Genomic DNA, 24,970 nt, shown 5'->3' on the forward strand with positions numbered 1-24,970 from the left:
GTAAAAATAAAAAAGGAGGTAAGTTTACCTCCCAAAAATATTGTCTCGGATATTTTTCCTATTCTATACTTCTCCAAAGCGTAATTGCCGCATAACTCCGATATGGTGCCCAATCTTCAGCTTTTTCTTCAATGTAATCCTTCAGTGGTTTAGTTTCCATTTTCCAAAGTCGCTTCAAAGCATTTTGGATTCCTATATCGGCTCCAGGCAGTAAATCGTCACGGCCTAACCCGAACAGCAGCCAGCTTTGTACCGTCCAAGGACCAATGCCTCGGATGGCACCTAATTTCTTGAACACTTCTTCGTTCGTTAACCGGCTAATTTCTTTCAAATCAAGCTCGCCATTTGCAATCATTCGTGATGTATCGATGACATACTCAGCTTTCCGCTGACTAAATTGAAGTTGTTTCAAGTCTTCATAGTCCAATTTCGCAACTTCTTCTGGTGTCGGATAAAACCAAGCTCCGTCGACTTCTTTTCCATACGCTTTCACAAACCGTGAAGTCAATTCATACGAGAACCGTAAATTAAGTTGCTGATGAATTAATGTTTTCATTAATGAACCATATAAATCAAAGTCCCGCACAATTGGCGTGCCTGGGTATGTGAAGAATAGCAGTGACAAATCTGATCCTTGGAAATAATCATGAATCTCCTGAAGGTCTTTATCCCACTGAAATATATTTCGGATGTGTTCAAAAATAACATCTTGTTGTTCGTCATGATCGGACATGACAGAGAAAACAGGCTTTTCAATTGTTCCTTCTGCTTTTACTCGAACAACACATTGATCATTCTCAGCTAGCTTTAACGGCACATCGACATATCGTTCTTTTTTATTTACGTTAATTAACGGATCTAATGATAATCGCTTTAAAGCGTAATCGAAATCATACATTCCCGGCGCATGATAATATTCTTTCCACATTCATTTTCTCTCCCTTTTCAAACTAACCCTTAGTTTACATGGTTAACAGCTGGCTGACAAAAAATTGATATGCTTCACCAGGAGAGGCAGGAACTTTGAAAAAAGTGAGGAGACACAATTTACTCCACATTTACTGTTCATGAATGTGTGCGAACTGTTGATAAAGCTACGTTGATTGTTGATACATGCTGGCTGACTGTTGATAGGTGCTGGCTAACTGTCGATAGGTGCTGGCTAACTGTCGATAGAGCTGGGCTGACTGTTGATAAGCACGCGCTAACTGTCAATAAATCCACTCACCAGATTAAAACGGCAACAGTTCATCCCACAATAGTTCATCAAGTGACGCAAATTCGTAACCTCTTTTTCGTAAATCATCAATTAAATGGCTGAGTGCTTCTGCATTATCTTCAGAAACCGCATGTAACAACACAACTGCACCTGGATGAATTTGATCGATGACGCCTCGATAGGCTTGCTCCCACCCTTTTTTCTCCCCTGTATTCCAATCGACTAATGCGACTGTCCAAAATACATTGACATAGCCTAGTTTATTCGTAAGGTCTAGTGTTCGTTCGCTGAAGACACCTTTTGCTGGTCTGAAGAATTTCACATGATCTTGAGATGTTACCTTTGTAATTTTTTCATCAAGTGTTTGCAGATCTTTTTTTACTTTTTCATCACTTGCTGCTGTATAATCCAAATGTTTGTCGGAATGGTTACCGATAATATGGCCTTCATTCACCATGCGCTTCGTTAGCTCTGGCTCATCATCAACATAGTGCCCGGTGAGAAAGAACGTTGCCGGTACTTGTTTTTCTTTTAAAACATCTAAGATCATTCCTGTATAGCCTTCTTCATAGCCATTATCAAAAGTTAAATAAATTTTCTTTTCATCTGGATTCCCCATATAGTAACCGTTATATTTCTCAATTAATGGTGCGTAAAATCCTAAGTCTGGCGGTATTTCTCCTTCCGTCTTTTTATAGCCGAATCCATAAGATTCATTAGATACAGCTAAGATGGGCAAACTTTGACCAATGACAAAAGCAATTATTAAAAAAGTAGTTAATATTTTTTTCATAAAAATCTTCCTCCTTCTCTGCCTATAGGTTTCGCAGAAAGAAGAAAAACCATTCAAAAAAGGTTGGTGTCCCTTTTTACAAAGAAACAACCAACCTTCATACTTTTTATAAAAGTATCGATGCTGCCCAACCGAAAATGAGTAGCGGGATGTTGAAGTGAATGAATGTAGGTACACACGTATCCCAAATGTGGTTGTGTTTTCCGTCAACATTCAATCCAGCAGTCGCACCGAGCGTACTATCAGAGGCTGGTGAACCTGCGTCACCTAATGCGCCGGCTGTACCGATCAGAACAGCAATGGCCATTGGCGAAAACCCTGCAGCTAAAGCAATTGGAACGTACAATGCTGCAATAATTGGAATCGTACCGAACGACGTTCCGATTCCCATCGTTATCAATAGACCGACTAAGAGTAAAATCATTGCGATGACCGCTTTGTTACCTTCTAGCATGCCTGATGATGCATCGACTAGCGCTTCAACAGAACCTGTTTGTTTTAACACTTCACCAAAACCTGATGCGGCTAACATAATGAAGGCGATCATTCCCATCATGCCAATCCCTTTTGACATCACCTCTTCGCCTTGCTTAAATGGTACTGCTACTAAGATAAACATGAGAAGCAAACCGGTTAAGGCACCGAGCACCATTTCTCCTGTGATGATTTGTACGACTAATGCAGCAACGATGGCAATCAATGTCATGAAGTGCTTCGTTTCGAAACGGAATGGTTCATCACTTTCATCTGCCATGTTTGAAGTCGCTTCAGTTGCTTCGATCTGGCTGTAATCGCGTTTTTTCCGATACGTAATAAATAGGGCGATCAACAGCCCAACAACCATTCCCAATCCTGGAATCAACATCGCTTGAGTGACTTCATTCAACGAAAACTCGATTCCATTCTCTACCATGTTATCTCGTATAATTCCTTGGAAAATCAACCCGAAACCAACCGGTAACATGACGTATGGTGCTTTTAAACCGAAGACCAATGAAGTCGCTACCGCACGTCGATCCAATTGCATTTTATCGAACAAAGCAATTAATGGTGGGATTAAAATTGGAACGAACGCGATGTGCACTGGGACTGCGTTTTGTGATAAGGATGCGATGAGAGCAATTGCGATTAACATCACTCCGCGTTTTCCCTTGACCGCTTTCCGTAAAAATTGAACGAGTCCTCTTGTAATGCCTGTCAAACTAATCGCTACTGCAAATCCACCGAGCAACACGTAGCTGAGTGCTGTGTTTGCACTGCCACCCATGTTTTCAACAAATAATTTAACTGTGTCCGCGAGCGACATACCAGACATCAAGCCTGCTGAAAGTGCTGATATGACGATTGCTAGAAGTACGTTTACTCTCAATAAGCTTAAAATAACCATGATTAGTACTGATGCGATAACGACAAATGCCATTTGTTTTCTCCCCTTTAACGATTTATCTCTTTATCTGTTTACTAGAGTAAAGGATTTTTAAAATGAATACAACCCTTTTTTAAATTTATTCATTATATTTTTAAATATGTGTTTACGATCAAAGGCATTGTCTTTCAGTTTGGTCATCAACAAAAAAACTCATCCTAGCTTTAGCTAAGATGAGTCTATTGAGCGCTTTACATTTTTACGCGTCTACGATTTCTACTTTTTCTTCTACTTCAATCGTTGGTACTACGGATTGAACCATTGAACAGTTTTTCGAGGCAATCTCTAAACTTTTTTGTAATTTTTTTGGGTTCAAATCTTTGCCTTTTACTTTAAATAACAGTGTCACTTTTTCGATGCGGTTCACTTCGTCTTCACTACGAGTGACATCCGCTTCAACTGTCATTTCATCCCATTCGACCTTTTGCTTTGCCAAAATACGTTTATATACTAAACTGCTGCAGCCAGCCAATGAAGAAACCATTAACTGGAATGGACGGAATCCTTCATTTTCATCTCCAGAAATCGTCAGTTCACCTGCAGGAAGCTCACTAGTAATTTTTTCTTCTGTTACTGTGAATTTCATTCGTCACTCACCTATCCTTCTTTTTTCGTGATTTTCAACTGGTTCTATTTTAACATAGAGAGAAAGTTCGTCATTCAATTTTGCTTATAAGCAACGGAGGATTGTCTATGTCCTATTCAGCAAGAAGATTTGCCGTACTCGTCGGTCTTGTCGGTATTTCTGGTTTTTCACAAGGGTTATTATTGCCACTAATTTCTATCATTTTTGAACAAAATGGAGTTTCTTCCTCGTTAAACGGATTTCATGCGACAGCTTTATACATAGGAATTTTAATTGTTTCTCCATTTTTAGAGCCACCACTACGTAAATATGGCTATAAACCAGTCATCTTACTCGGTGGTGCTGTTGTCTTTATTGCATTATTTTCATTTACACTTTGGGAATCAATGTGGTTTTGGTTTGCTTTGCGATTGCTTATCGGTATTGGGGATAACATTCTTCATTTCGGTACGCAAACATGGATTACGACCACGACACCCGATCATAAACGTGGTACATATATCGCGATTTACGGGTTGATGTTTGGTTTAGGGTTCACCATTGGGCCATTATTTACTCAGTTAGTAGCAATCCATCAAAATCTCCCGTTTATCGTTAGTTCTGTTCTATGTTTGTTTGTATGGATATTTATGTTTTGGATTAAAAACGATTATCCAGTTGATGAGACAGAGATGGATATCTCGTCTTCCAATACATTAGCCCGTTTTACGAATGCAACGAAAATTGCTTGGATTGCTTTACTCGGACCATTTGCTTACGGGTTTTTGGAAACCGTCTTACACAGTATTTTCCCAATTTACGCAATGCGGATCGGTTATGATGTTGCACTGATTTCGATTATCGTTCCTTGCTTTGCTGGTGCGGGCATCATTTCACAAATTCCACTTGGCGCATTTAGCGACCGAATTGGCAGAAAGAAAATGTTAACAATTGTTTTGTCTAGTGGAACAGCTATTTTCTTTGCGGGTACATGGTTCGACCAATACCTCATCGGATTATTCGCTACGTTTATTTTGGCAGGACTATTATTAGGTTCGCTATTCTCCTTAGGAATTGCCTATATGACAGACCTGTTGCCAAGAATGCTCTTGCCTGCTGGAAATATATTATGTGGCGTTGCGTTTAGTATTGGCAGCATCACCGGTCCAATCCTTGGCGGCTTTTACCTTGATTATTTCGCTAATCAATCCTTCTTCCTCATGCTTGCATTGTTCATGGCAGCTGTCAGTATCATGATGTATTTCTTTGGTCCGAAGAAAAAGCCGAACAACGCTTAGTGTTTTTTGGCGAGATCCTATTCGGGGATAGAGCACACTTTTTGAGCGCTACCTCCGATTAGAACGCTTCTATTCCGGGATAGAGCATGACTTTCACTCGCTACCCCTGATTAGATACGCTTCTTATTGCAAATAGACGCTTCTCATTGATAGACACTCTTACCATTGGCTAAAATTCTACTGCCAAGCCTGCAGTGGCCTTTCACCACCAGTTTATAGCACATACCGTGCGCACAAAAACCCGAACTAAGGTCCACAATCTTAGTTCGGGTTTCATTCGATTCAAGTCAGTTGCTTGCTGGTCATTCAGGTATTTGTTTTTTTCTTGAAAGCAAGCGGCGGTTGTGACGATCGAGAATTGCATTGACCTCGCCACCGATAATGATCATCATGCCTGATAAGAATAACCATACCATGAGCACAATGATCCCTCCAAGACTGCCGTACGTCGCTGAATAGTTACCGAAGTTGGAAACGTAGTAAGAGAATCCCCATGAAGTGAGCATCCATCCTATTGTCGCAACCGTCGCTCCTGGTAACGTGTGTACAAGCTTTAACTTTTTGTTCGGTCCGATGAAAAATAAAATCGTTAGTACGACGATTAATATGAGCGCTGTCAATATCCAGCGAATGACAAACCAAATTTGAACGAATTGCTCAGAAAGCCCGATCATGCCGAAGACGTATTCACCGAGCAATCGACCGAACACTGGCACCATTAGGGCAACAGCAATCAAGAATAAAACTAATAGCGTGAGCCCGATAGACAGCGTCCTAGCCACAATAAACGAGCGAGTTTCTTCAATTTCATAGGCTCGATTAAACGACCGCAATAACGCATTGACACCGACGGAAGCAGACCAAATCGTACCGATAATACTGAACGATAATAAGCCGCCACCACCGCCATCAATTACTTGCTGCACGTTATTTTGAATCAAGTCTTGCGTATTCGGTGGCAAATATTCTTGGAGCATATTAAAAATGTCATCTTGAGTAACCGGTAGAAATGAAACTAATGATAATAGGAAAATTAGTAATGGAAATAACGATAGCAAGAAGAAATAAGATAATTGAGCAGCAAGGCCCGTTACGTCATCATTACTAAACTCCGTAAATAGTTCTTTCCAAAATTTTTTCTCAAAAATCATTCTCGTCACCTGCAATATATTTCGTTTTATTTGATGAAAAAAAGTAACGATAAGTCATTGAGCAAATACTCATACTTATCGTTCACTATATGCATGTTTATTTACGGTTATCATACTTATTAAAGAATGATTCCAACTGATTCAATTGCTGGATGACACGGTCCGTGCCTCTTGTAACATCATTTAATTTTGTTCGTAATTGTGAAATGGCCGTCGACGGCTGGGAGTATACTTGACGTATCTCACTTCCCATATTTTTAGAATAATTTTTGACTTTCTCTCTTTCTTGGCGATCGATTAATGAAACAAATAAACCAAGTGCAGCTCCAACTAACATACCTTTTTTCCATTTTTCCATTAGTATTCCTCCTGTAATGGTTCAAGTTTTACTTTTACATCGTTCAATAAATGTTGACAAGCTTCAAAAACTAATTCATATGTTTCGTCAAAATCTCCTGTAAAATACGGATCTGGTACGTTTTTCACTTCAGAATCCGGCACGAAATCCAATAGTTTTTTAACGACGATAGTTGAATCTTCATCGATTTGTTTACGTATGTTGTCCAAGTTATCATCATCCATTGGAATAATGTAATCAAAATGGAGATAATCTTCTTCGCTAATTTGACGAGCAACAAGACCACTTGAATTAATGCCTGCATCCGTCAGCTTTTGAATTGTACCTTCATGCGGTGATTTACCAACATGATAGTCACCTGTTCCGGCAGAGTCGATGACTATTTGATCATCCAACCCCTTTTCACTCACTAAATCTTGAAAAATTGCTTCTGCCATCGGTGAACGACAAATATTCCCGAGACAGACAAATAATACTTTCACCATTCCATCACCCGCTTAATTATAATATAAAATAATAACATTATATTCATAATATCTATTTCCCTCGAATAGTGCTAGTAAACAAGGTTTTTTTGAGTTCATCCATAAATCCTCAAAAAAAGCTTGACATTCGCTTTAATTTTTCTGAAAATTTAGTTGATAGCCAATTATCTAAAAAAGGAGGAATGCGACGATGGGACAGTTAAATGATATTCTCAGTAAGGCAAGTGATATTGTTTGGGGAATTCCCCTTCTTGTGCTTCTCGTTGGTACAGGTCTCTATTTGACGATTCGTCTTGGTTTTTTACAGTTTCACAGTATGGGTTATGCACTTAAATTATCTTTTTCTAAAAAAGGGCAAGACAAAAAGTCAGATGGTGATATCTCACATTACCAAGCATTGACGACTGCGATGGCTGCTACAATTGGTACCGGTAACATTGCCGGGGTTGCGACAGCTGTCGTACTTGGGGGACCGGGTGCTGTCTTTTGGATGTGGATCACGGCATTAGTCGGTATGGCGACGAAATATGCTGAGGCATTGCTCGCTGTAAAGTATCGTGTCCAAAGTAAAGATGGAACGATGTCTGGTGGGCCGATGTATTACTTAGAAAAAGGATTGAACGCTAAATGGCTCGGTGTACTCTTCGCTTTATTCGGAGCGATTGCGGCGTTCGGTATCGGAAACATGGTGCAATCGAACTCGGTTTCTGATGTTCTTGCAAGTAACTTCAATGTTCACGGGGCTGTCACTGGTATTGTTTTGGCAGTATTAGCCGGGCTTGTTATTATTGGCGGTATCAAAAGTATCGGAAAAGTAACTGCATTTTTTGTACCGATTATGGCAGCGCTTTATCTCATAGGTGGGCTCATCATTTTATTCGTGAATTTCGATTTAGTACCTGCCGCGCTTGGATTAATTTTCACAGATGCATTTACTGGTAATGCAGTTGCAGGTGGTGCGATTGGTGCCGTCATCCGTTACGGGGTTGCTCGTGGAGTCTTCTCAAACGAAGCTGGTTTAGGTTCTGCTCCAATTGCAGCTGCTGCTGCTAAAACGGACTACCCTGCTCGACAAGCGTTAGTTTCCATGACGCAAGTGCTGATTGATACGATTATCGTTTGTTCTGTTACTGGTATTACAATCGTTATGGCGGGCTCCGAATTTTTCGCAGGTGGATATGATGGAGCGGATCTAACCTCTGCTGCATTCGGACACTTCTTAGGAGACTTCGGTAGCTACATTGTTGCTTTCGGCCTAGTATTCTTCGCTTTTTCCACTTTACTAGGCTGGTCTTATTACGGAGAGAAATGTTTTAACTACCTAACGAATGAACGTGGTTTATTCATTTACCGAGTCGTCTTCATCGGTTTGATCTTTGTCGGTGCAGTCGCTCAGCTAAAAACGGTCTGGGTTTTTGCGGACGTCATGAACGGACTAATGGCCTTCCCGAACTTAATCGGGTTGCTCGGTCTATCTGGCATTGTTGTTGCAGAAACAAAACGATTTTCCTCTGTTGCTAAAGAAGAACGAAGAAAAGCCAGTTAAATAAATTGAAACTGAAAAGAGCCGATCTTGGATCTACCAAGACCGGCTCTTTTTATGTTGTCAGCGGAGCAATACAGCTCTCATCGTTATTTCTAGGCGAATTGACGTAAGAGTCGACTTCATAGCGATCGAACGTAACATCGTCCAATGACAATAACCAGTCACGCATCTCAGTCGCATCTTTTTGTTCATGCGTTATCCATTCTTGTTCATGGGTTTTAGGCAATATGACTGGCATACGATGATGGATCGGCTCCATAAATGCATTCGAGTCTTTCGTTAATATTGTACACGTAATGTATTCGTCTTCCCCTTCTCGATACCGATCCCACAAGCCAGCGAACGTAAACAGCTTCTGATCTTCGCGAAAAATTCGCTGCGGTTTCTTCTTTCCGTCTTCTTTCATCCATTCGTAAAAACTATCGGCAACAATCAAACAGCGTCTTCGCTCCATCAATCGTTTAAAACTCGGTTTTTCATTCGCAGTTTCCAAGCGGGCGTTAATCATTTTGTTGCCAATGGATAAATCTTTCGCCCAAAAAGGTACCAAGCCCCAACGCATCTTACCACCACGATTTCTCTGACCATCGTTAACAATCGTCAGTACGTCCTGTGTCGGAGCGATGTTATAACTCGGATTCCAATCCAGTAACTCATCTAAATCAAAAGCTTCCATTATTTGTTCTGGTGAAGCAGTTAACGTAAAGCGACCACACATACGCACACCTCTCTTTTGATTCATTACTTTTTTTTAAGAACGAGCTTACTTTTTCGTCTGATCCATAGCCTCTTGAATCCGTTTTTTCGTTTCATCAGCTAGCTCGTCAAGACTCATATGTTCATATTCTTCAGGCAGTATTGGATCACAAACTGTTAAGTACACTTTCCCTTTCCGAATTCGATTATTGTTGGCTTCCATAATATTGTAAGTGCCATTAATCATCACCGGTTGAACAGGGACATTTGCCTTTCTGGCCAAAGATAAACTACCGCTTTTAAATTCAAGCAATTCATCCCTTCTCGCCCGCGTGCCTTCTGGGAAAATTAATAAGCTATGACCGTCTTTCAGCAACTCGATCCCTTGTTTAAACGTCTTTAATGATTGCCTGCGATCTTTTCGGTCCAAGAAAAGACAGTCCATTTTTTCCATCCACGTTCGAGCAATTGGGATCTTTTTTACTTCAATTTTTGAAATAAATCCAAATGGCTTTTTTAAGTAACCGAGAAGTGCAAAAATATCAAAGTTGCCTTGGTGGTTTGAGACAAACAATACTTGTGAGTCATGAATTTTCTCATCTCCGTTAACGACAATTTTGCTGCCTGTAGATTTAAAAATCCTTCTCCCGATTTTTTTAGGAAGTTCATGCACGATTGCGTTGTATTCTTCGCGACTATAGTTCTCTCTATCCATCTTTTTTATTTTCTTCAATGTTGGAACAGATCGAAGCACTCGGTAAATGCTTACGATCAATGTTTTTAATGTGCGCACCGTCATCCATCCCTCTTTGTTGTATGATGTTGTTGTAAATAGAACGCTTCACCTATAATTGTATAGAAAAACAGCTGTGAAAAAAAGCTCTTTTGACTAACATACGGTTTTATTACCAAGCTTATCATTCCTATGGTAAAATAATTTCTAGAATATACAAAGTGAGGGATTTTGCATGTATCGAAATATCATCGAGCAAGCAGATGTAGTTATTTTTGATTTGGACGGAACATTGTATGAAGGTAAAGGGCATTTTAAATTACATACAGAAAACTTAAAATCCCGAGTACGTAAAGATTTACGAGAAGCATTTCAAGAGAAATACAATGAATATGAAAATGGCGAATCACCTCTTCAAATCGGTAAAATTTATGACGGCGAAAGAGATTTAATTTGGTCGTGGGACCCTTTTCAAGAAACATTGACAGAAGCTAGAAACTGGGACAATGAAGTCGTAGAAGTTGAAAATGCTCCTTCTTTTATGCAAGCGAGTGACTTTGACTTTGACAAATGGGTACCAATTGGTGACGGCTGGTGGCCACCTTACGCAGTTGCTCGTCATTTTGGCGTTTCTGTGGACGAAATAAAGGAATCGTATAACCAAACAAAAGTCCAGATGGCAGAACTCGAAGGATTTTTGAATCATACACCTGGTTTGAAGGATTATTTGCAAGAGCTTTCGAAACGGAAGACATTAGTCGTTTGTACCAATAGTGATTTAGAAGATGCGAAAAGATTGCTGAGCTTTTTAGAGCTAGAGCAATTTTTTGTCGAAGTGATTCCATCCGCGTTGAAGCCAGTCAATACAAAGCAACACTTTAATTACGTCATCGAGAAATACAAAGTAGATGCTGAAAAAGTTGTTTCTGTCGGTGATAATTTCATGAACGAAATTGCACCAGCTTTACAGCTAGGGATGAGCACAGTATGGATTACTGATGTCGATGAGTCACCTGTTGATGACGATCGATTGGTTTTAACGAACACATTAGCGACATTTGAATAAGCGCAGTTCAGAAATCTGCTCTTTCGATGAGCAGGTTTCTTTTTTTATGATAGTTAAGAATTATTACATGATCGATAATGATGTAATTCATTTGTTATCTATTTTTAACAAAATTTCATTCAAAAAATGTTAAACTGACGAGGTATAGGAAATAGTTATATAGAAATCATTTCCTCATTATGCAAGAGGATATCAGTTGACACAATTCATCACATAACGAACAATAAAAATGAAGCGAAACAATGAATAATTACGTAAACTTCGAGAAAAAATTACCACAAGAGAGATGGAGGCAACACAATGTTTTCAAACACTGCAATTGGAATTGACTTAGGTACTGCTAACCTATTGATATATACAAAGAATAAAGGAATTGTTTTTAATGAACCTTCAGTTGTCGCAATAGACACACATACTGGCAAAGTATTGGCAGTAGGTAACGAAGCAAAAGAAATGATCGGTAAAACACCTCATAATATACAATCCATTCGTCCATTAAAAGACGGAGTCATTGCTGATTATGAAATTACGTCACAAATGCTTAGTACAATGCTTAAAAAAGTAAGTAAAAAACTCGGTGTTTCTTTAAGAAAACCGAATGTGATTGTTTGTGCACCTACGGGGTCTACTTCTGTCGAACGTCGTGCCATCGACAATGCTATTCGTGAATATGGCGCTAAACAAGTACACATTATTGAAGAACCAGTCGCTGCAGCTATCGGAGCTGGATTACCTGTTGAAGAGCCTGTTTCCAATATGGTCGTTGATATTGGTGGCGGGACGAGCGAAGTAGCGATTATATCCTTCGGAGGTGTCGTTTCTGCGAAATCAATTCGCACAGGCGGGGACCATATGGATAGCGCGATCATTCAGCATGTTCGCAAAAAATATAATGTCCTCATTGGTGAGCGAACAGCGGAAAACGTCAAAATGGAAATCGGTTATGCTTTAGTCGACCACGATCCGCTAACAATGGAAGTTCGCGGTCGAGACTTAGTTACGGGCTTACCAAAAACGATTGAACTTAACTCACAAGAAATCCAAGACGCACTACGGGAATCATTAGAAGCAATTTTGGAGGCAATCCGTGACACACTTGAAAACTGTCCGCCAGAATTGAGTGGTGACATCGTCGATCATGGAATTATGCTAACCGGCGGTGGTGCATTGTTGAAGGGCATGCAAGAATGGTTATCCAACGAAATCGATGTTCCTGTACACATTGCAGAGAACCCAATTGAGTGTGTTGCTGTTGGTACCGGAAAATCACTAAGCATCATTCATAAGCTACAAAAAGCAGCGAAATAAACAACTAAAAAATAGCATACGTCAAATTTGCATATCATCCTGTGGGTGGTGTGCTTTTTGGCGTGGATTTGACGTTCTATTTAAATTTGTTCGAGACCGTCTGTGAGATGTGCTATCGGGGTATTTGTTTTGTGACTAAAAATCCCGCTACCTTTTCAATGAGGTAACGGGATTCGGTTAATCCGTCTCAATTGCTTTCTTATCTTTTTTTGAAAATCGCTTGATGTTCTTCAAATTCAAATTAACGAGTAGGACGCCTCCAACCACAAGGATTCCACCGAAAATTTGAGCTGGCGCAAGTTTTTCATTTAAAAATATGACAGCCATGATTGTTGTAAAGACAGGTAACAAGTTCAAGAAAATGCTCGCTAACGAAGGACCTAAATCCGAGACGGACTTATTCCAAAAAATAAGCCCAATTACTGACGGAAATATCCCTAAGTATAACAATCCAGCCATGCCCTTATAATCCGTGAGTTCAACATGAAACCCATTGATGATCCAATTCGCAATAGCAAAGGGCAAGATAATCAAAAAGCCCATTCCGAGCATGATCACTACACCGCCATACACAGGAAACTTGTGATTATGTTGCTTGACATACATTCCATAAATCGCCCAAATTAAAACAGCAACAATCATGAAGATGTCACCAATATTGAAATCGAGCGCTAATAAAACTTCCAACGAACCATTCGCAATGACCCAGATTGCTCCAATAAAGGAAATTCCAGCTCCGATTAATTGTCGTCTCGTCAACCGTTCCTTTAATATGAAATAACCTAGAAAAATAGAAAAAACTGGTGTCGTTGCTTCAACAATTCCAGCGTTTGTCGATGATGTATAGTTTAAGGATAAGTAAACAAAGAAGTTAAAAAATGAAATGCCAGTCACAGCAAACGCAAATAAGTATTTCCAATTTTCCTTCCATATGTCCATATGATATTTCACCTGTTTATAACCAATAGGCAAAGTAATGAGGAAAGCAATGAATAAACGAAAGAACACTACAGTTACAGGTGACATATGGCTAACTGCTTTACCGACTACCAAGTTGCTGGAAAAGATGGTAACCGCAATCAACACAAATATATAAGACCTAACCACCAAATCACCACCTAAAGACTATCATACTCTTTATTAATATATGTTCAATGGTGCATAACTGTTTTAACTTATGCTTGCTAGGCTAAACACTACCTAACAACCGCCGTATTTCGACTGAAATCAAATTCGTGATTGCGTTTCGGGTGATTAGGCGCTAGCTATTCCACCGAAACTTCACTCTCGTTTCTGATTCGGGGGATTATCGCTTCTGATCTAGGGGATTAGATGCTTTATCAACGACATTTGGCGCTGCGTTGAGTGCCGTTCGGGTGTTGAGATAGCTTCTCGATGACTTTTCACGTTTCATAAGCTGCCATTCGGGTATCGAGACAGCTTATCGACGACGTTTCGCACTTCATAAGCCACTGTTCGGGCGTTGAGACGGCTTCTCGAAGTCAAGTCCATTATTATGTGTAAATTCTCTCAAGTGATTTCAGCGGGTAAAACAGCATATTCAACTTTGACATCTGGATTGGATTGAGAGGGCGGGTGTGATAGCCTGGTGGGCACGCCGGTTCTTTTTCAAAGATCTGGCGGCCAGGCGTAGAAATCACACTCGCCAGGAGGCTCAATCGCAATCCTCATTAATTAGAGATTTTTTTCTTAGGTAAATACCTTCTTTTCAAATCTAAGTTTTCATCTACATCCATTAACACAGCACCGATTAATCGAACAGCACTCTGTGTGTTCGGAAAGATTCGTATCACCTGTTCTCTTCTTCGGACTTCTTGATTAATCCGTTCGAGATTGTTGGTGGTTCGTAAGTGTATATGATAGTCTGTAGGTTCGCTCATATATTGAATGGAGTCTTCGAATCCATCCTCGAGACAGCGGCAGACTTTTGGATGTTTATCTTCATATTTCTCAATGAATTGGTTTTTACGTTTTCTGGCGATATCTGGATCAACGGTTTCATAGATTAAATTCATTTCATGTTTGATTTCTTTTACGTTTTTCTTGGGCATTTTTTCGATTAAATCTTTTTTTAAGTGAAAGGTACAGCGCTGCCAACTGGTCCCAACGAAGGCTTCAGGGACAGAGGCTTTTAATCCAGCATGAGCATCGGAAATAAGTAACTTGGGTGACTGCAGGCCTCTGCTTTTGAGGTTTTCAAAAACCTTCAACCACGCGTCTTTCGACTCGACATGGTTGATTTCCATGCCAATGATTTCACGTTTATTTTGTTTATTGACACCTACTACGATATAGACAGCCTTGGATACGACTTTATTATCTTCTCTTACCTTGATATACATGGCGTCTGCATAAATGTAAGGATAGTACGTGACATTTAACGGACGATTCAACCATTCCTTCACAATCGGATCTAACTTTTTAGTTAGATTGGAGACAAAGGATTTAGAGACTGATTTACCGCATAGCTCTTCTACAATCTTGCCTACTTTACGTGTTGAAACGCCATTAACAACCATCTCCAACATACTTAAAACGAGAGCCTGATCTCTTCTTTCGTAACGCTCAAATACACTTGGTTCGAACTCTCCATTGCGTGTGCGTGGAACTAATAGTCTCAGTTCAAATGAGCCGATCATATAGCCACTCTCATAAAAGCCATTACGGTAATCGGTTCTTAGGTCATTCCTTTCGTACTGGCTAGCTTTTAAATACTCTTCCTGTTCTTTCAACATTATTTCATTTAACACCATCACAAGAGCAGACTTTAGTACGTCATCCAGCTTTGAATCCATTACCTTTTCTTTTAATTCATCGATATTTAGGCTAAAATTAACTTGGGTCATCTTTCTCATCCTCCTAAAGTATTTTGTGGTTGAAATCACTTTAACACAGGAGAGAAGGATGGCCTATTCTTTTTACACAATTATATGGACTTAATCGCTTCTCGACGACTTTTCACGCTTCATTAGCTGCCATTCGGGTATCGAGACAGCTTCTCGATGACATTTCACGCTCGTTCAGTCCAAACTCTAACTTTAATAAAACCAACCGATGATCGAAAACCTTACATAACAGAAAAACTATTGAAGATTTCCTGTACGAACCATGTGAGTCATTCTTTCATCGTATTTTTCTATAACTGCAAATGATTCTTTTTCTAATATTCCTTCTATGTAACTATGTACGCGCTTATAAATATATTCATTGGAATGAATAAAAGGTTTCATATTCATATACTTATCTTCGACTGCAAAGACGATATGGCGTATGTTCGTCATTACAATCGTAGACAAGCACATAATACAAGGTTCCAAACTTGTATAAATCACACACTCCCTAGCATTTTCTTGTAAAAACGCCGCACTGCTATTTATGGCTGTCATTTCGGCGTGTAATGTGTTGTTTTTATTTGTATTAATTCTATTGTTTCCACGCGAAATAATTTTTCCATTATGTACGATAACTGCGCCGACTGGTAGATCACCTCGTTCGCCTGCAATTGCTGCCTCTTTGATAGCCTCTTTCATAAAATATTCATGATCTAGCTCTTCAATGTTTATCATGTCTTCTACCCCCAACTTAGCTCATATCTAAAAAAGCGACCGAGAGAATTCTCCCCCGGCCGCTTCACTGCAAAAATTAGATTAATAGTTCCCTAACAATCCTTTTGACATTGCTATTTTTTCACACTTCAAGTAGAAGAATATGCCGATGAATAAATATACCACTGAGTTGACGATTAAAGCGGTGTAATCCATCGCTGTAAAATCTGTCCACGAGTAGCCTTGAATCATAACATGCCGAATCATGTCTACCCCTTTAACAAACGGGGCTAGTATTAAGAACGGTGCGACAGAAAGTGGCACAAAAGCTAGAGCAGCTAATATAAACTGGAGAATTTGCATGAACGCTTGAATCTGTTTAAATATGACGCTCGCTCCGGCAATCATAAAGCCTACACCGACGATTCCGACCAACGTTATTAGCAATATGGTCAAGGTTAAATCAGGTTTTAAATATAGCCATTGATTCGCGGTTGCCATACTTAAATATAATAAACCAACGACAATTACTCCATGCAATGCTATATAACCGATCAATCGTGATAAGAGAATCTTCCACATCCCTAGCGGTGACATGTACAATTGCTCTAACGTACCTCTTGTCGCTTCCATTGTAATCGTAAATCCGATATTCGTTAATGTTACTAAAGTCAAATACCAAAAAATATAATTCACGATGACATGTTGGATATTCGCTTCTGCTTGTGCCGGGTCTCCGATGATGTTGATTCCCAAAAGCATACCCAAAAAAATGATATAAATCGTTCCGATCATGCTGAGTGTGTTTGGAAGGTAACGCTTCATTTCGATGAATTCCATTCGTGTATTTGCTTTAATTAATTGAATGAATGGCATGGCTCTTCTCCTCCTGAATCAAATTCATGAACACTTCTTCAAAATTGATGGTCGTTCGGTCGATCTTTTCAATGATTGTGTTCTCCTTTTTCAATAAATCCATTAAGTCATAAATATCATTATCTTGTTCCAAGGTTATCGTTAATTTGGTCCCATCTAGCAATTCATTCATCGGAAACTTTGCGTCTAATTCCTTCTGCTGTTGTTCGGTCAGTTCGTTTCCTAACGTCAAGACGTAAGCACTTGTTTCAAACAGATTCATTAGTTCTTCTACTTTTTCATCAGCAATTACTTTCCCATTATTGATAATTACTGTCCGTTCACATAAATCTTGTACGACAGGCATGTCATGCGTACTGATGATAATTGTCTTTCCAGCCTCGGAAATTTTCTTCAGCAATTGGCGTACTTCATATCCTGTTTCGATATCAAGACCAAGCGTCGGTTCATCGAGTAAAATCACATCACTATCGGCTAATAAAGCAACAGCTAGTGCCAGCTTTTGCTGCATACCACGAGATAAATTGCTGACGAGTTCATTTTCTTTTTGCTTTAACTTGAACTCCTTCAATAACTCTTCAATTTCACCCATCTTTTCTTTTCGACTTTTCCCACGGTTCCCGGCGAAATATTCTAGGTTTTCTCTCGCTGTTAAGCGCCAATATAAATTCCGGTTCCCCTCTAATACAGCACTAATGTGTTCCAATCCTTTTAGACGATTCTTTTGCATCGTAATTCCGTTAATAACTACTTCACCTTCATCAGGGACGATGAGTCCACAGATCATCTTGATTGTTGTCGTCTTGCCAGCACCATTCGGGCCGAGTAAGCCGAGAATTTCTCCACGTTTCACTGTAAATTCCACACCATCAACAGCTTGAACCCACTCTTTTGTTTTTCTTTTCTTGTAACCTTTTTTAAGACCTTTCACTTCAATTAAAATTTCTTCCATCGACTCTCACCCTTCTTTTACGACTATATCTAAAGTTTAGCAATCGCTTCCCCACGAGCGAACAGACCTCAGCACTGTCTTATTTCCGCCTGGAGTCTGAATATTCAAACGGTCCGTATTACAACAAAATATGTAAAAAGAATATAATTATTAGTATACTAAATAAATTTCTAATTGTTAATTATTTTCAAAAAATATAAAACTGGCCAATCACCTGATAAGTAAAACAATAATAATTATGATAAAATTAAAAACAGAAAATTAATGGAGGATTCTAATGTTTTTAGATTCAGTAGGAAATGATCAATTAATTATATTAGTCGCTTTTCTTTTAATTAGCGGTGTTCTTGCTGCAAAATTCTCTAGCCAAATGGGACTCCCTTCCCTTGTATTATTCATCGCCGTCGGTATGGCGATCGGAAGTGATGGCTTTGGTTGGATTTATTTTGATGATGCGGATATCGCTCAAATCATTGGTGTTGCAGCACTTGTCGTCATTCTTTTTGAGGGTGGACTCCAAACCAAGTGGAAATCCATGCGTCCAGCAATTGTTCCGGCACTGTCATTGGCAACGGTCGGAGTCCTTATCACATCCGTATTAGCTGGTCTTACTGCCCACTATTTATTAGACGTTCCTTGGCTTCATGCATTATTACTCGGTTCCATTGTCGGTTCAACTGATGCAGCAGCTGTCTTCGCTACATTCAAAGAACGAAATGTAAAGCCGAAAATCGCTTCAACACTCGAAGCTGAATCGGGTACCAATGATCCGATGGCCGTTTTTTTGACACTTATTTTCATTGAAATGATTGTAAATGATTCAAGTTTATTCGTAATGATCCCTGCGTTTTTTTGGCAAATGGGTGTTGGTCTAATCCTCGGTATTTTCTTAGGACGATTCGCGTCATTTATCATTAATAAAATTAGCTTGGAATCGAGTGGTTTATATCCGATTTTGGCCTTAGCTTTTGCATTCATGATTTACAGTGCGGCTTCTCTCATCGGAGCAAGTGGTTTCTTGGCAGTATACGTTGCTGGTGTAATTGTTGGGAATTCCGAATTGACTTACCGCTATCCAATTTTCCAATTTAATGAAGGGCTTGCCTGGATTGCACAAATATTTATGTTTATGATTCTAGGATTACTCGCTTTCCCGGAACAAGTTTTTAAAGGTAGTATCGTCTTCTCTGGTGTCATGATTTCTGTATTCCTTATTTTAGTTGCACGCCCAATCGCTGTCTTTATCTCTACGATTAAGATGGGCTACACGTTTAAAGAAAAGATTTTTATTTCTTGGGCTGGGTTACGGGGAGCTGTTCCAATCGTTCTGGCGACCTTCCCGATTGTTGCAGGTGTAGAACATTCAGAAACGTTTTTTAATATTGTATTCTTTACAGTATTAATTTCTGCACTCGTACAGGGCTCAACGATAACGTTGTTTGCCAAAAAGCTTGATTTACTAGGACCGAAGAAAGTAACACCTGAACATTCAATTGAATTGATTTCATTGGGCAAAGCGAATGCTGAGATGGTTCAGTTTCAAACAAATGAAACACATGCCGTCGTCGGTAATAAATTGCGAGATATTAATTTTCCAAAAAAAGCTTCCATTGCAGCGATTGTTCGTAATGGAAATTTAATCACCCCATACGGCGATACAGAAATTCAAGCAGGTGATTACTTATATATATTGGTTACACGTAAATTTAAAGAAGATTTACGCGTTATATTGAACCAAAAAAATGAAGATCACCACGATAACGGTGTAGTTCCTAAAAAAAATAAAACAAAATAATTGGAAATGCTCAGGATTACATGCTCTAGCAAAAAAGCTGACATGTACTTCAGAGCATTTTTTTATGTAGAAGTTTTATTGTTACGAAACTTTTTGTTTATAACTTCGATTTTCGGATAAATATATAGAATAAAAATAGCATCTATAGGAGGTAACATCTTGAAAGACAGTATGAGTTATGGTGATGATTATAAATATATCCCAACCACTTCCACAGAAAGTGGACATTTCGAAAAAATCGCTGAAGATCTTTGGTATCAAACGATTCAAATTGTGAATCTATATTACGTCAATAACCCGTCAGATGATGAATGGGTATTAGTAGACGCTGGTATGCCTAAGTCAGCTAATAAAATCATTGATACGGTTAATGAAAACTTTTCGAAGCCCCCCTGTCGCAATTGTTTTGACACATGGACACTTTGATCATGTCGGGGCCATTATAGAGCTCGTCGATTATTGGAAAATTCCTGTTTATGCACATGAGTACGAACTTCCGTATTTGCAAGGTGAGTTGAAGTATCCAGAACCGGACCCAACAGTCGAAGGTGGCATGGTAGCCAAACTATCGCCTCTTTTCCCAGTAGAGCCAATTAATCTTGGAGATAAAGTTCAACCATTGCCACAAGACGGCAGTATTCCACACATGAAAGATTGGCGTTGGATTCACACACCCGGGCACACGCCTGGCCATATTTCTCTATTCAGAGAAAAAGATAGAACGTTAATTGCCGGCGACGCATTCGTCACAGTCAAACAGGAAAATTTGTATGACGTATTTACACAAGAGAAGCAAATCAGCTCCCCTCCACGATATTTGACACCAAACTGGGAGGCTGCTGAAACATCTGTACTAAAGTTAAGGGACTTACAGCCAGAGCTTGCAATCACTGGACATGGACATCCTATGCAAGGTGAAGAGTTACACAAAAGCTTAAATTATTTAGCAGATAACTTTAAAGAAGTTGGCGTACCAGACCACGGTCATTACGTCGATGAAGACGATCAAAGATAGACGTTAGTTTAAACAAAAGAGCCCAATCGATGAAATATAGAAATCGATTGGGCTTTATATTTTCATATATGTTTTCAATTATCCTACATAAATAAAAGAGCTGGCAAAAGAAGTAATCCTTTAACCAGCTCTTTGTATCTAATAGACGCTATCATTTTCTGCATTTCTATGATGTATCGCTCATTCCTCATTTGATTAAGGAAAGGCCATATATAGTTTAGCAGATAAATGTACGCCTGAACGTTACATTTTGATTACTATTTCGTTAAGTTACATATAAAATGATTCCTGCCAAAATAACGATCGCAAAGAAAGCAATATAAATAAAAGTCAGATTAGGGATGTTTCGATTTAACGCTGTCTTTTCATATTCCCAAGAACGCTCTAGTTCATCTCTAAACGTTGCATTGTTTTCACGTAGTCGCTGTTGTTCTTGTTCCTCATATTTTTTTCCAATCATCCACGTAGCAACCAAAGCAGCAATAGAGACCAATGCAATAAGAATAACTAATGTGACAACCATATTATTTTACCTCCTCAGATGAAATACGAAATACCATCTATATATCTATATTTCCTCATCTGCGGTAAGTAAAACTTCATATGTGTTTTTACCGGATTGCTTCGCTTGATAAAGTGCCTTATCGGCCTGTTTTATCATTTCTTCTTCTGTAAATGTAAGCGTCTTCGGCATGGTTAGTCCCATGCTTGCTGTCAACGTTAATGTAACGCCTTTAATTTTAATCGGCTTGCGAATATTATTGTGCAGTCTTTTGACGACATCGACACAGTCTTTCTTGGATTTCACATGGCTTAACAGAATGATAAATTCATCACCACCAAGACGAGCTACTTGGTCATCACTCCGTAAGCTATTTAAAATTCGCCGACTGAATACGCGTAATGCTTCATCTCCAAAATCGTGGCCGTATTGATCGTTCAATTCTTTTAAATTATCCATATCGACCATAATGACAGCAAAATTAGAATGATCTTGTCGACGAGCTTCTGCTAATCGTTCTGACAATCGATCTTGGAAATATCTTCGATTCGGTAAGTTGGTCAATGGGTCTTGATAAGCGAGCGTACGTAATTTCTCTTCATATTTCTTTCGTTCGGAAATTTCTCTCGTCACAACAACCATGTGGAGAAATCCGCCACTTACATCAAAAATCGGTTTGCCTTGCAATTCAAACCATAGCCATCCTTTTTCCGTATGTCGTTGCTTAAATTCCAAGGTGATTGGTACGTTTTCATTGATCGATCGAATGAATTCACTGATGATTTTGTTTTTGTCTTCTTCATGAATATTGTACAAAAGTGATTGACCAACATATTCATCTGGGTGTATTCCTAGAATAAATTCATACGAAGGCGATGCATATAAAATATTACCATCATGGTCCAACAAAGTGATCAAGTCATGTGAACTCTCAGCAATCATCCGAAAGCGTTCTTCACTTTCTTTCAATTCACGTTCAGCTTTTCGTTGCTCACTGACATCTTTCATAATGACATAAATCCCGACAATTCCTTCTTCAATCACTAATGGGGTCATTGTCACATGAAGTTCTTTTTTCACCGTACTCTTCACTGGAACGGTCAATTCAAAAACTTGTGCGTTTCCGCGAATCGTTTGGATGAAATGTTTTTTAAGTATTTGCTGCAACTTTCGTTCAATATATTGGAAAGCAGCGTTGCCAATTAACTCGCATTTTCTGTATCCTGAAAGAACTTCAAATGCTTTATTGACCTCCAAAAAATTTCCATCTAAATCCAATGAAAATATAGCGTCTTCGTTATTTTCGAAAAGCGATCGATAACGCTGCCTACTCAACTCTAAATTTTGATCATCCAACCAATACTGACTTTCAGCAGGTCCTTTGTAATCCATTTGGCGTGCATGAACAAGGATAAAATTACTATCTTGTAATTCTATCGGTCGCAAAGTCACATGAAGAGCTATCGTGTCCTTATTAGGTTGTGGAAAGCCCATTGTAAATGAATAGGATTGTTTTGTATGGACAATCTCGTCAAATTTATCCAACACAAAAACACGAGAAATTCCAGGTACTTTTTCCGTAAGCTGTTCTCCGAGGTTTTCTTCAGAAAGTCCTGTTAATTCATATGCTTTATGATTAATCATTTCATAGTAGTAATCTTCTTGATCCCCTACACGAATGATAATCATAGCGTCTTGGATTCCATCAAAGAAAAGATCTTGCAATAACTTTGTCTGGTCCATTTCCACCTATCTCCTTTTTAACTTTTAGACCTAATTTATATTTAGGTAAAAAGAACTAGATAGCAACTTGTACCCTTGTCTATTTATTCCATAATTTTCATAATCGACAATTCTTTTGACTTATTTTTCATTATACTAAAGTGTAGTGATATTTCCAAATTCTTTCCGTAAAAATTATAATTTTTTCCAAAGATAATTTATTTTTCATGTAATGTGGTATGGATTGTATAGATCGAATTTGTTAGGAAACGTTAATCATAAAAGAATGAGGAGGAATTCGATGTCTAGCTTGCCAGACTTACCTGCCGATGCCATCCCTTTTTGGCGCGAATCAACTGAACTATCTTCTTATCCGACATTAGAGCATAATCTAGACGTGGATGTGATTATTGTCGGTGGTGGGATCACCGGATTGACTGCCGCAGAGATATTATCTAAAGAAAAGTTGAATGTCGCTTTAATCGAAGCCAGTCGCTTTGTCAGCGGAACGACAGGTCATACGACAGCAAAAGTAACTGCTCAGCACGGATTGATTTATGATGAACTCATTAACAATCACGGCGTTGAACCTGCCCGAAAATATTACGAAGCTAATAAAAATGCCATTCGATATATGAAGGATCTTATTGAGGAAAATCAAATTGATTGTGATTTTGAACAGCAAGATGCTTTTTTATATGCTACGACTGGTGAGTATGCAAATAAGTTGGAAACGGAATATAAAGCTTATGATCAATTAAATATTAAAGGCGATTTAACGACTAACATTCCGATGGATTTAACAATTGAAAATGCGTTATCCATGAAAAATCAGTATCAATTTCACCCAGTTAAATACTTAAAACATATCATCCGTTTAGTTGACGACCGGGGTGTGAAGTTGTTTGAGAATACGAGCGCAATTGATATTCAGAAAGAAGACAAGCGAGTGATTGTCAAAACAAAGAATGGAAAAGAAATTAAGGCCAACTATGTTATCGTTTGTTCGCATTTTCCGTTTTATGAAGGAAAAGCATTATGGTCAACACGTATTTATCCAGAACGTTCTTATGCACTGAGTATTAAAGCAAACAAACCATATCCAGGTGGGATGTATTTAAAAACAGACACGCCGAAACGCTCCATCCGTTACCAACCGACAGACGATGGTGAACTATACATTATCGGTGGAGAAAATCATAAGACCGGCCAAGGACAAGACATGATGGAACATTTTAAAGCATTACGGCGATTTGCGGATGAGCTTTTTGATGACTATGAAATTTTGAATAGATGGTCGGCTCAAGACTTAACAAGCATGGATAAGGTGCCCTATATCGGACCGATGACGAAAGATAACCCGAATATTTTAATAGCAACTGGTTATCGTAAGTGGGGTATGACCAATGGTACGGTTGCAGCAAAGCTTTTAAGTGACCTCGTGCTTGGAGAAATTACGCCTTATGCAGATTTATTCAAGCCTTCCCGTTTTGAGGCTAACCCGAGTATCCAACAATTTGTAAAAGAAAACGTGAATGTCGCTAAAGAATTAGTCAAAGGAAAAATGGACCGAAAAAACAATAATATTGATGAACTAAATAATGACGAAGCAACTACTTTCCGAATGGATGGTGGCCGTAAAGGTGCCTATCGTGATTCTTCTGGTGAACTTCATATTGTCGATACGACTTGTACCCATGCTGGTTGCGAGGTCAATTGGAACAGTGGTGAGAAGTCATGGGATTGCCCATGCCACGGTTCACGGTTTTCATATACTGGTGAAGTGTTGGAAGGACCAGCCAAGGAACCTTTACAAAAACATGATCACACCATGCTCGATAGCTTGATGCCTAGTGATTGGAAGGAATAAAATATTCGAATGTTTATATCCATTTTCA

General features: G+C 39.0%; 22 protein-coding genes and 1 pseudogene. 7 read left to right on the top strand and 16 right to left on the bottom strand.

Annotated elements, in window-relative coordinates:
- Nucleotides 1-58 precede the first annotated feature (58 nt).
- From FPQ13_RS04795 to FPQ13_RS04810, 4 genes are all read right to left on the bottom strand, one after another.
- Nucleotides 59-928, bottom strand: coding sequence for a DNA-3-methyladenine glycosylase family protein (locus FPQ13_RS04795; protein ID WP_144088193.1), 870 nt, complete (start codon nucleotides 926-928; stop codon nucleotides 59-61).
- A 304-nt stretch (nucleotides 929-1,232) separates the two neighbouring features.
- A complete protein-coding gene (pdaA, locus tag FPQ13_RS04800) occupies nucleotides 1,233-2,012 on the bottom strand; it encodes a delta-lactam-biosynthetic de-N-acetylase (protein ID WP_144088194.1) in 780 nt (259 codons plus the stop codon).
- A gap of 106 nt (nucleotides 2,013-2,118) precedes the next feature.
- Nucleotides 2,119-3,432 carry a Na+/H+ antiporter family protein gene (locus tag FPQ13_RS04805; protein WP_144088195.1) on the bottom strand — a complete coding sequence of 438 codons (1,314 nt, stop codon included), beginning with the start codon at nucleotides 3,430-3,432 and terminating at the stop codon, nucleotides 2,119-2,121.
- A 205-nt stretch (nucleotides 3,433-3,637) separates the two neighbouring features.
- Entirely contained in the window at nucleotides 3,638-4,024 is a 387-nt protein-coding gene (locus FPQ13_RS04810) for an OsmC family protein (RefSeq protein ID WP_144088196.1), read from the bottom strand.
- 107 nt (nucleotides 4,025-4,131) lie between these two features.
- Between FPQ13_RS04810 and FPQ13_RS04815 the strand changes: the two genes are divergently transcribed.
- Complete coding sequence (locus tag FPQ13_RS04815; protein WP_144088197.1) at nucleotides 4,132-5,301, top strand: MFS transporter; 1,170 nt, start codon at nucleotides 4,132-4,134, stop codon at nucleotides 5,299-5,301.
- Nucleotides 5,302-5,603: 302 nt separating this feature from the next.
- Here the strand turns inward: FPQ13_RS04815 and FPQ13_RS04820 are convergent, their stop codons facing one another.
- The 3 genes from FPQ13_RS04820 to FPQ13_RS04830 form a co-directional block, all read right to left on the bottom strand.
- Nucleotides 5,604-6,452 (bottom strand): YihY/virulence factor BrkB family protein, encoded by an 849-nt coding sequence (locus tag FPQ13_RS04820; RefSeq protein ID WP_144088198.1) that lies wholly within the window; start codon nucleotides 6,450-6,452, stop codon nucleotides 5,604-5,606.
- Between the two features lie 97 nt (nucleotides 6,453-6,549).
- Nucleotides 6,550-6,810, bottom strand: coding sequence for a hypothetical protein (locus tag FPQ13_RS04825; protein ID WP_144088199.1), 261 nt, complete (start codon nucleotides 6,808-6,810; stop codon nucleotides 6,550-6,552).
- Nucleotides 6,810-7,295, bottom strand: coding sequence for a low molecular weight protein-tyrosine-phosphatase (locus FPQ13_RS04830; RefSeq protein WP_144088200.1), 486 nt, complete (start codon nucleotides 7,293-7,295; stop codon nucleotides 6,810-6,812). Before FPQ13_RS04830 ends, FPQ13_RS04825 begins: the two co-directional genes overlap by 1 nt.
- A gap of 190 nt (nucleotides 7,296-7,485) precedes the next feature.
- Here FPQ13_RS04830 and FPQ13_RS04835 point away from each other — a divergent pair, with 190 nt between their 5' ends.
- Entirely contained in the window at nucleotides 7,486-8,841 is a 1,356-nt protein-coding gene (locus tag FPQ13_RS04835) for an alanine/glycine:cation symporter family protein (RefSeq protein WP_144088201.1), read from the top strand.
- Nucleotides 8,842-8,893: 52 nt separating this feature from the next.
- On the opposite strand, the gene FPQ13_RS04840 is transcribed toward FPQ13_RS04835, so the two are convergent.
- Together FPQ13_RS04840 and FPQ13_RS04845 are read right to left on the bottom strand one after the other, a co-directional pair.
- On the bottom strand, nucleotides 8,894-9,559 hold the full coding sequence (locus tag FPQ13_RS04840; protein ID WP_144088202.1) for an SOS response-associated peptidase: 666 nt from the start codon (nucleotides 9,557-9,559) through the stop codon (nucleotides 8,894-8,896).
- A gap of 45 nt (nucleotides 9,560-9,604) precedes the next feature.
- The gene (locus FPQ13_RS04845; protein ID WP_246065357.1) at nucleotides 9,605-10,330 is read right to left on the bottom strand and encodes a lysophospholipid acyltransferase family protein; all 726 of its coding nucleotides are present in this window, start codon (nucleotides 10,328-10,330) and stop codon (nucleotides 9,605-9,607) included.
- A 175-nt stretch (nucleotides 10,331-10,505) separates the two neighbouring features.
- Here FPQ13_RS04845 and FPQ13_RS04850 point away from each other — a divergent pair, with 175 nt between their 5' ends.
- Together FPQ13_RS04850 and mreBH are read left to right on the top strand one after the other, a co-directional pair.
- Entirely contained in the window at nucleotides 10,506-11,336 is an 831-nt protein-coding gene (locus FPQ13_RS04850) for an HAD family hydrolase (RefSeq protein WP_144088203.1), read from the top strand.
- A gap of 300 nt (nucleotides 11,337-11,636) precedes the next feature.
- Nucleotides 11,637-12,644, top strand: coding sequence for a rod-share determining protein MreBH (mreBH, locus tag FPQ13_RS04855; RefSeq protein ID WP_144088204.1), 1,008 nt, complete (start codon nucleotides 11,637-11,639; stop codon nucleotides 12,642-12,644).
- 177 nt (nucleotides 12,645-12,821) lie between these two features.
- Here the strand turns inward: mreBH and FPQ13_RS04860 are convergent, their stop codons facing one another.
- The 5 genes from FPQ13_RS04860 to FPQ13_RS04880 all read right to left on the bottom strand — a co-directional run bounded on the left by FPQ13_RS04860 (nucleotide 12,822) and on the right by FPQ13_RS04880 (nucleotide 18,038).
- On the bottom strand, nucleotides 12,822-13,751 hold the full coding sequence (locus tag FPQ13_RS04860; protein WP_144088205.1) for a DMT family transporter: 930 nt from the start codon (nucleotides 13,749-13,751) through the stop codon (nucleotides 12,822-12,824).
- Nucleotides 13,752-14,335: 584 nt separating this feature from the next.
- Nucleotides 14,336-15,511, bottom strand: coding sequence for an IS256 family transposase (locus FPQ13_RS04865; RefSeq protein WP_144088206.1), 1,176 nt, complete (start codon nucleotides 15,509-15,511; stop codon nucleotides 14,336-14,338).
- Between the two features lie 237 nt (nucleotides 15,512-15,748).
- Nucleotides 15,749-16,231, bottom strand: a complete 483-nt coding sequence (locus tag FPQ13_RS04870) for a nucleoside deaminase (RefSeq protein ID WP_144088207.1) — start codon at nucleotides 16,229-16,231, stop codon at nucleotides 15,749-15,751.
- 81 nt (nucleotides 16,232-16,312) lie between these two features.
- Nucleotides 16,313-17,086: an ABC transporter permease gene (locus FPQ13_RS04875; protein ID WP_144088208.1), complete on the bottom strand. Its 774-nt coding sequence runs from the start codon at nucleotides 17,084-17,086 to the stop codon at nucleotides 16,313-16,315.
- Entirely contained in the window at nucleotides 17,064-18,038 is a 975-nt protein-coding gene (locus FPQ13_RS04880; protein ID WP_144088209.1) for an ABC transporter ATP-binding protein, read from the bottom strand. The genes FPQ13_RS04875 and FPQ13_RS04880 overlap by 23 nt, the downstream gene beginning before the upstream one ends.
- Nucleotides 18,039-18,315: 277 nt before the next feature.
- Between FPQ13_RS04880 and FPQ13_RS04885 the strand changes: the two genes are divergently transcribed.
- A complete protein-coding gene (locus tag FPQ13_RS04885) occupies nucleotides 18,316-19,833 on the top strand; it encodes a potassium/proton antiporter (protein ID WP_144088210.1) in 1,518 nt (505 codons plus the stop codon).
- 159 nt (nucleotides 19,834-19,992) lie between these two features.
- Nucleotides 19,993-20,848: pseudogene (locus FPQ13_RS04890) on the top strand (MBL fold metallo-hydrolase).
- 265 nt (nucleotides 20,849-21,113) lie between these two features.
- Here FPQ13_RS04890 and FPQ13_RS04895 read toward each other — a convergent pair.
- Nucleotides 21,114-21,371 carry a DUF945 domain-containing protein gene (locus tag FPQ13_RS04895; RefSeq protein ID WP_144088211.1) on the bottom strand — a complete coding sequence of 86 codons (258 nt, stop codon included), beginning with the start codon at nucleotides 21,369-21,371 and terminating at the stop codon, nucleotides 21,114-21,116.
- 45 nt (nucleotides 21,372-21,416) lie between these two features.
- A complete protein-coding gene (locus tag FPQ13_RS04900) occupies nucleotides 21,417-23,093 on the bottom strand; it encodes a sensor domain-containing diguanylate cyclase (protein WP_144088212.1) in 1,677 nt (558 codons plus the stop codon).
- A gap of 280 nt (nucleotides 23,094-23,373) precedes the next feature.
- Between FPQ13_RS04900 and FPQ13_RS04905 the strand changes: the two genes are divergently transcribed.
- Nucleotides 23,374-24,942, top strand: a complete 1,569-nt coding sequence (locus FPQ13_RS04905) for an FAD-dependent oxidoreductase (protein WP_246065359.1) — start codon at nucleotides 23,374-23,376, stop codon at nucleotides 24,940-24,942.
- Nucleotides 24,943-24,970: the final 28 nt, after the last annotated feature.

It is taken from the genome of Allobacillus salarius (assembly GCF_007559425.1).
Taxonomy (GTDB): domain Bacteria; phylum Bacillota; class Bacilli; order Bacillales; family Alkalibacillaceae; genus Allobacillus; species Allobacillus salarius.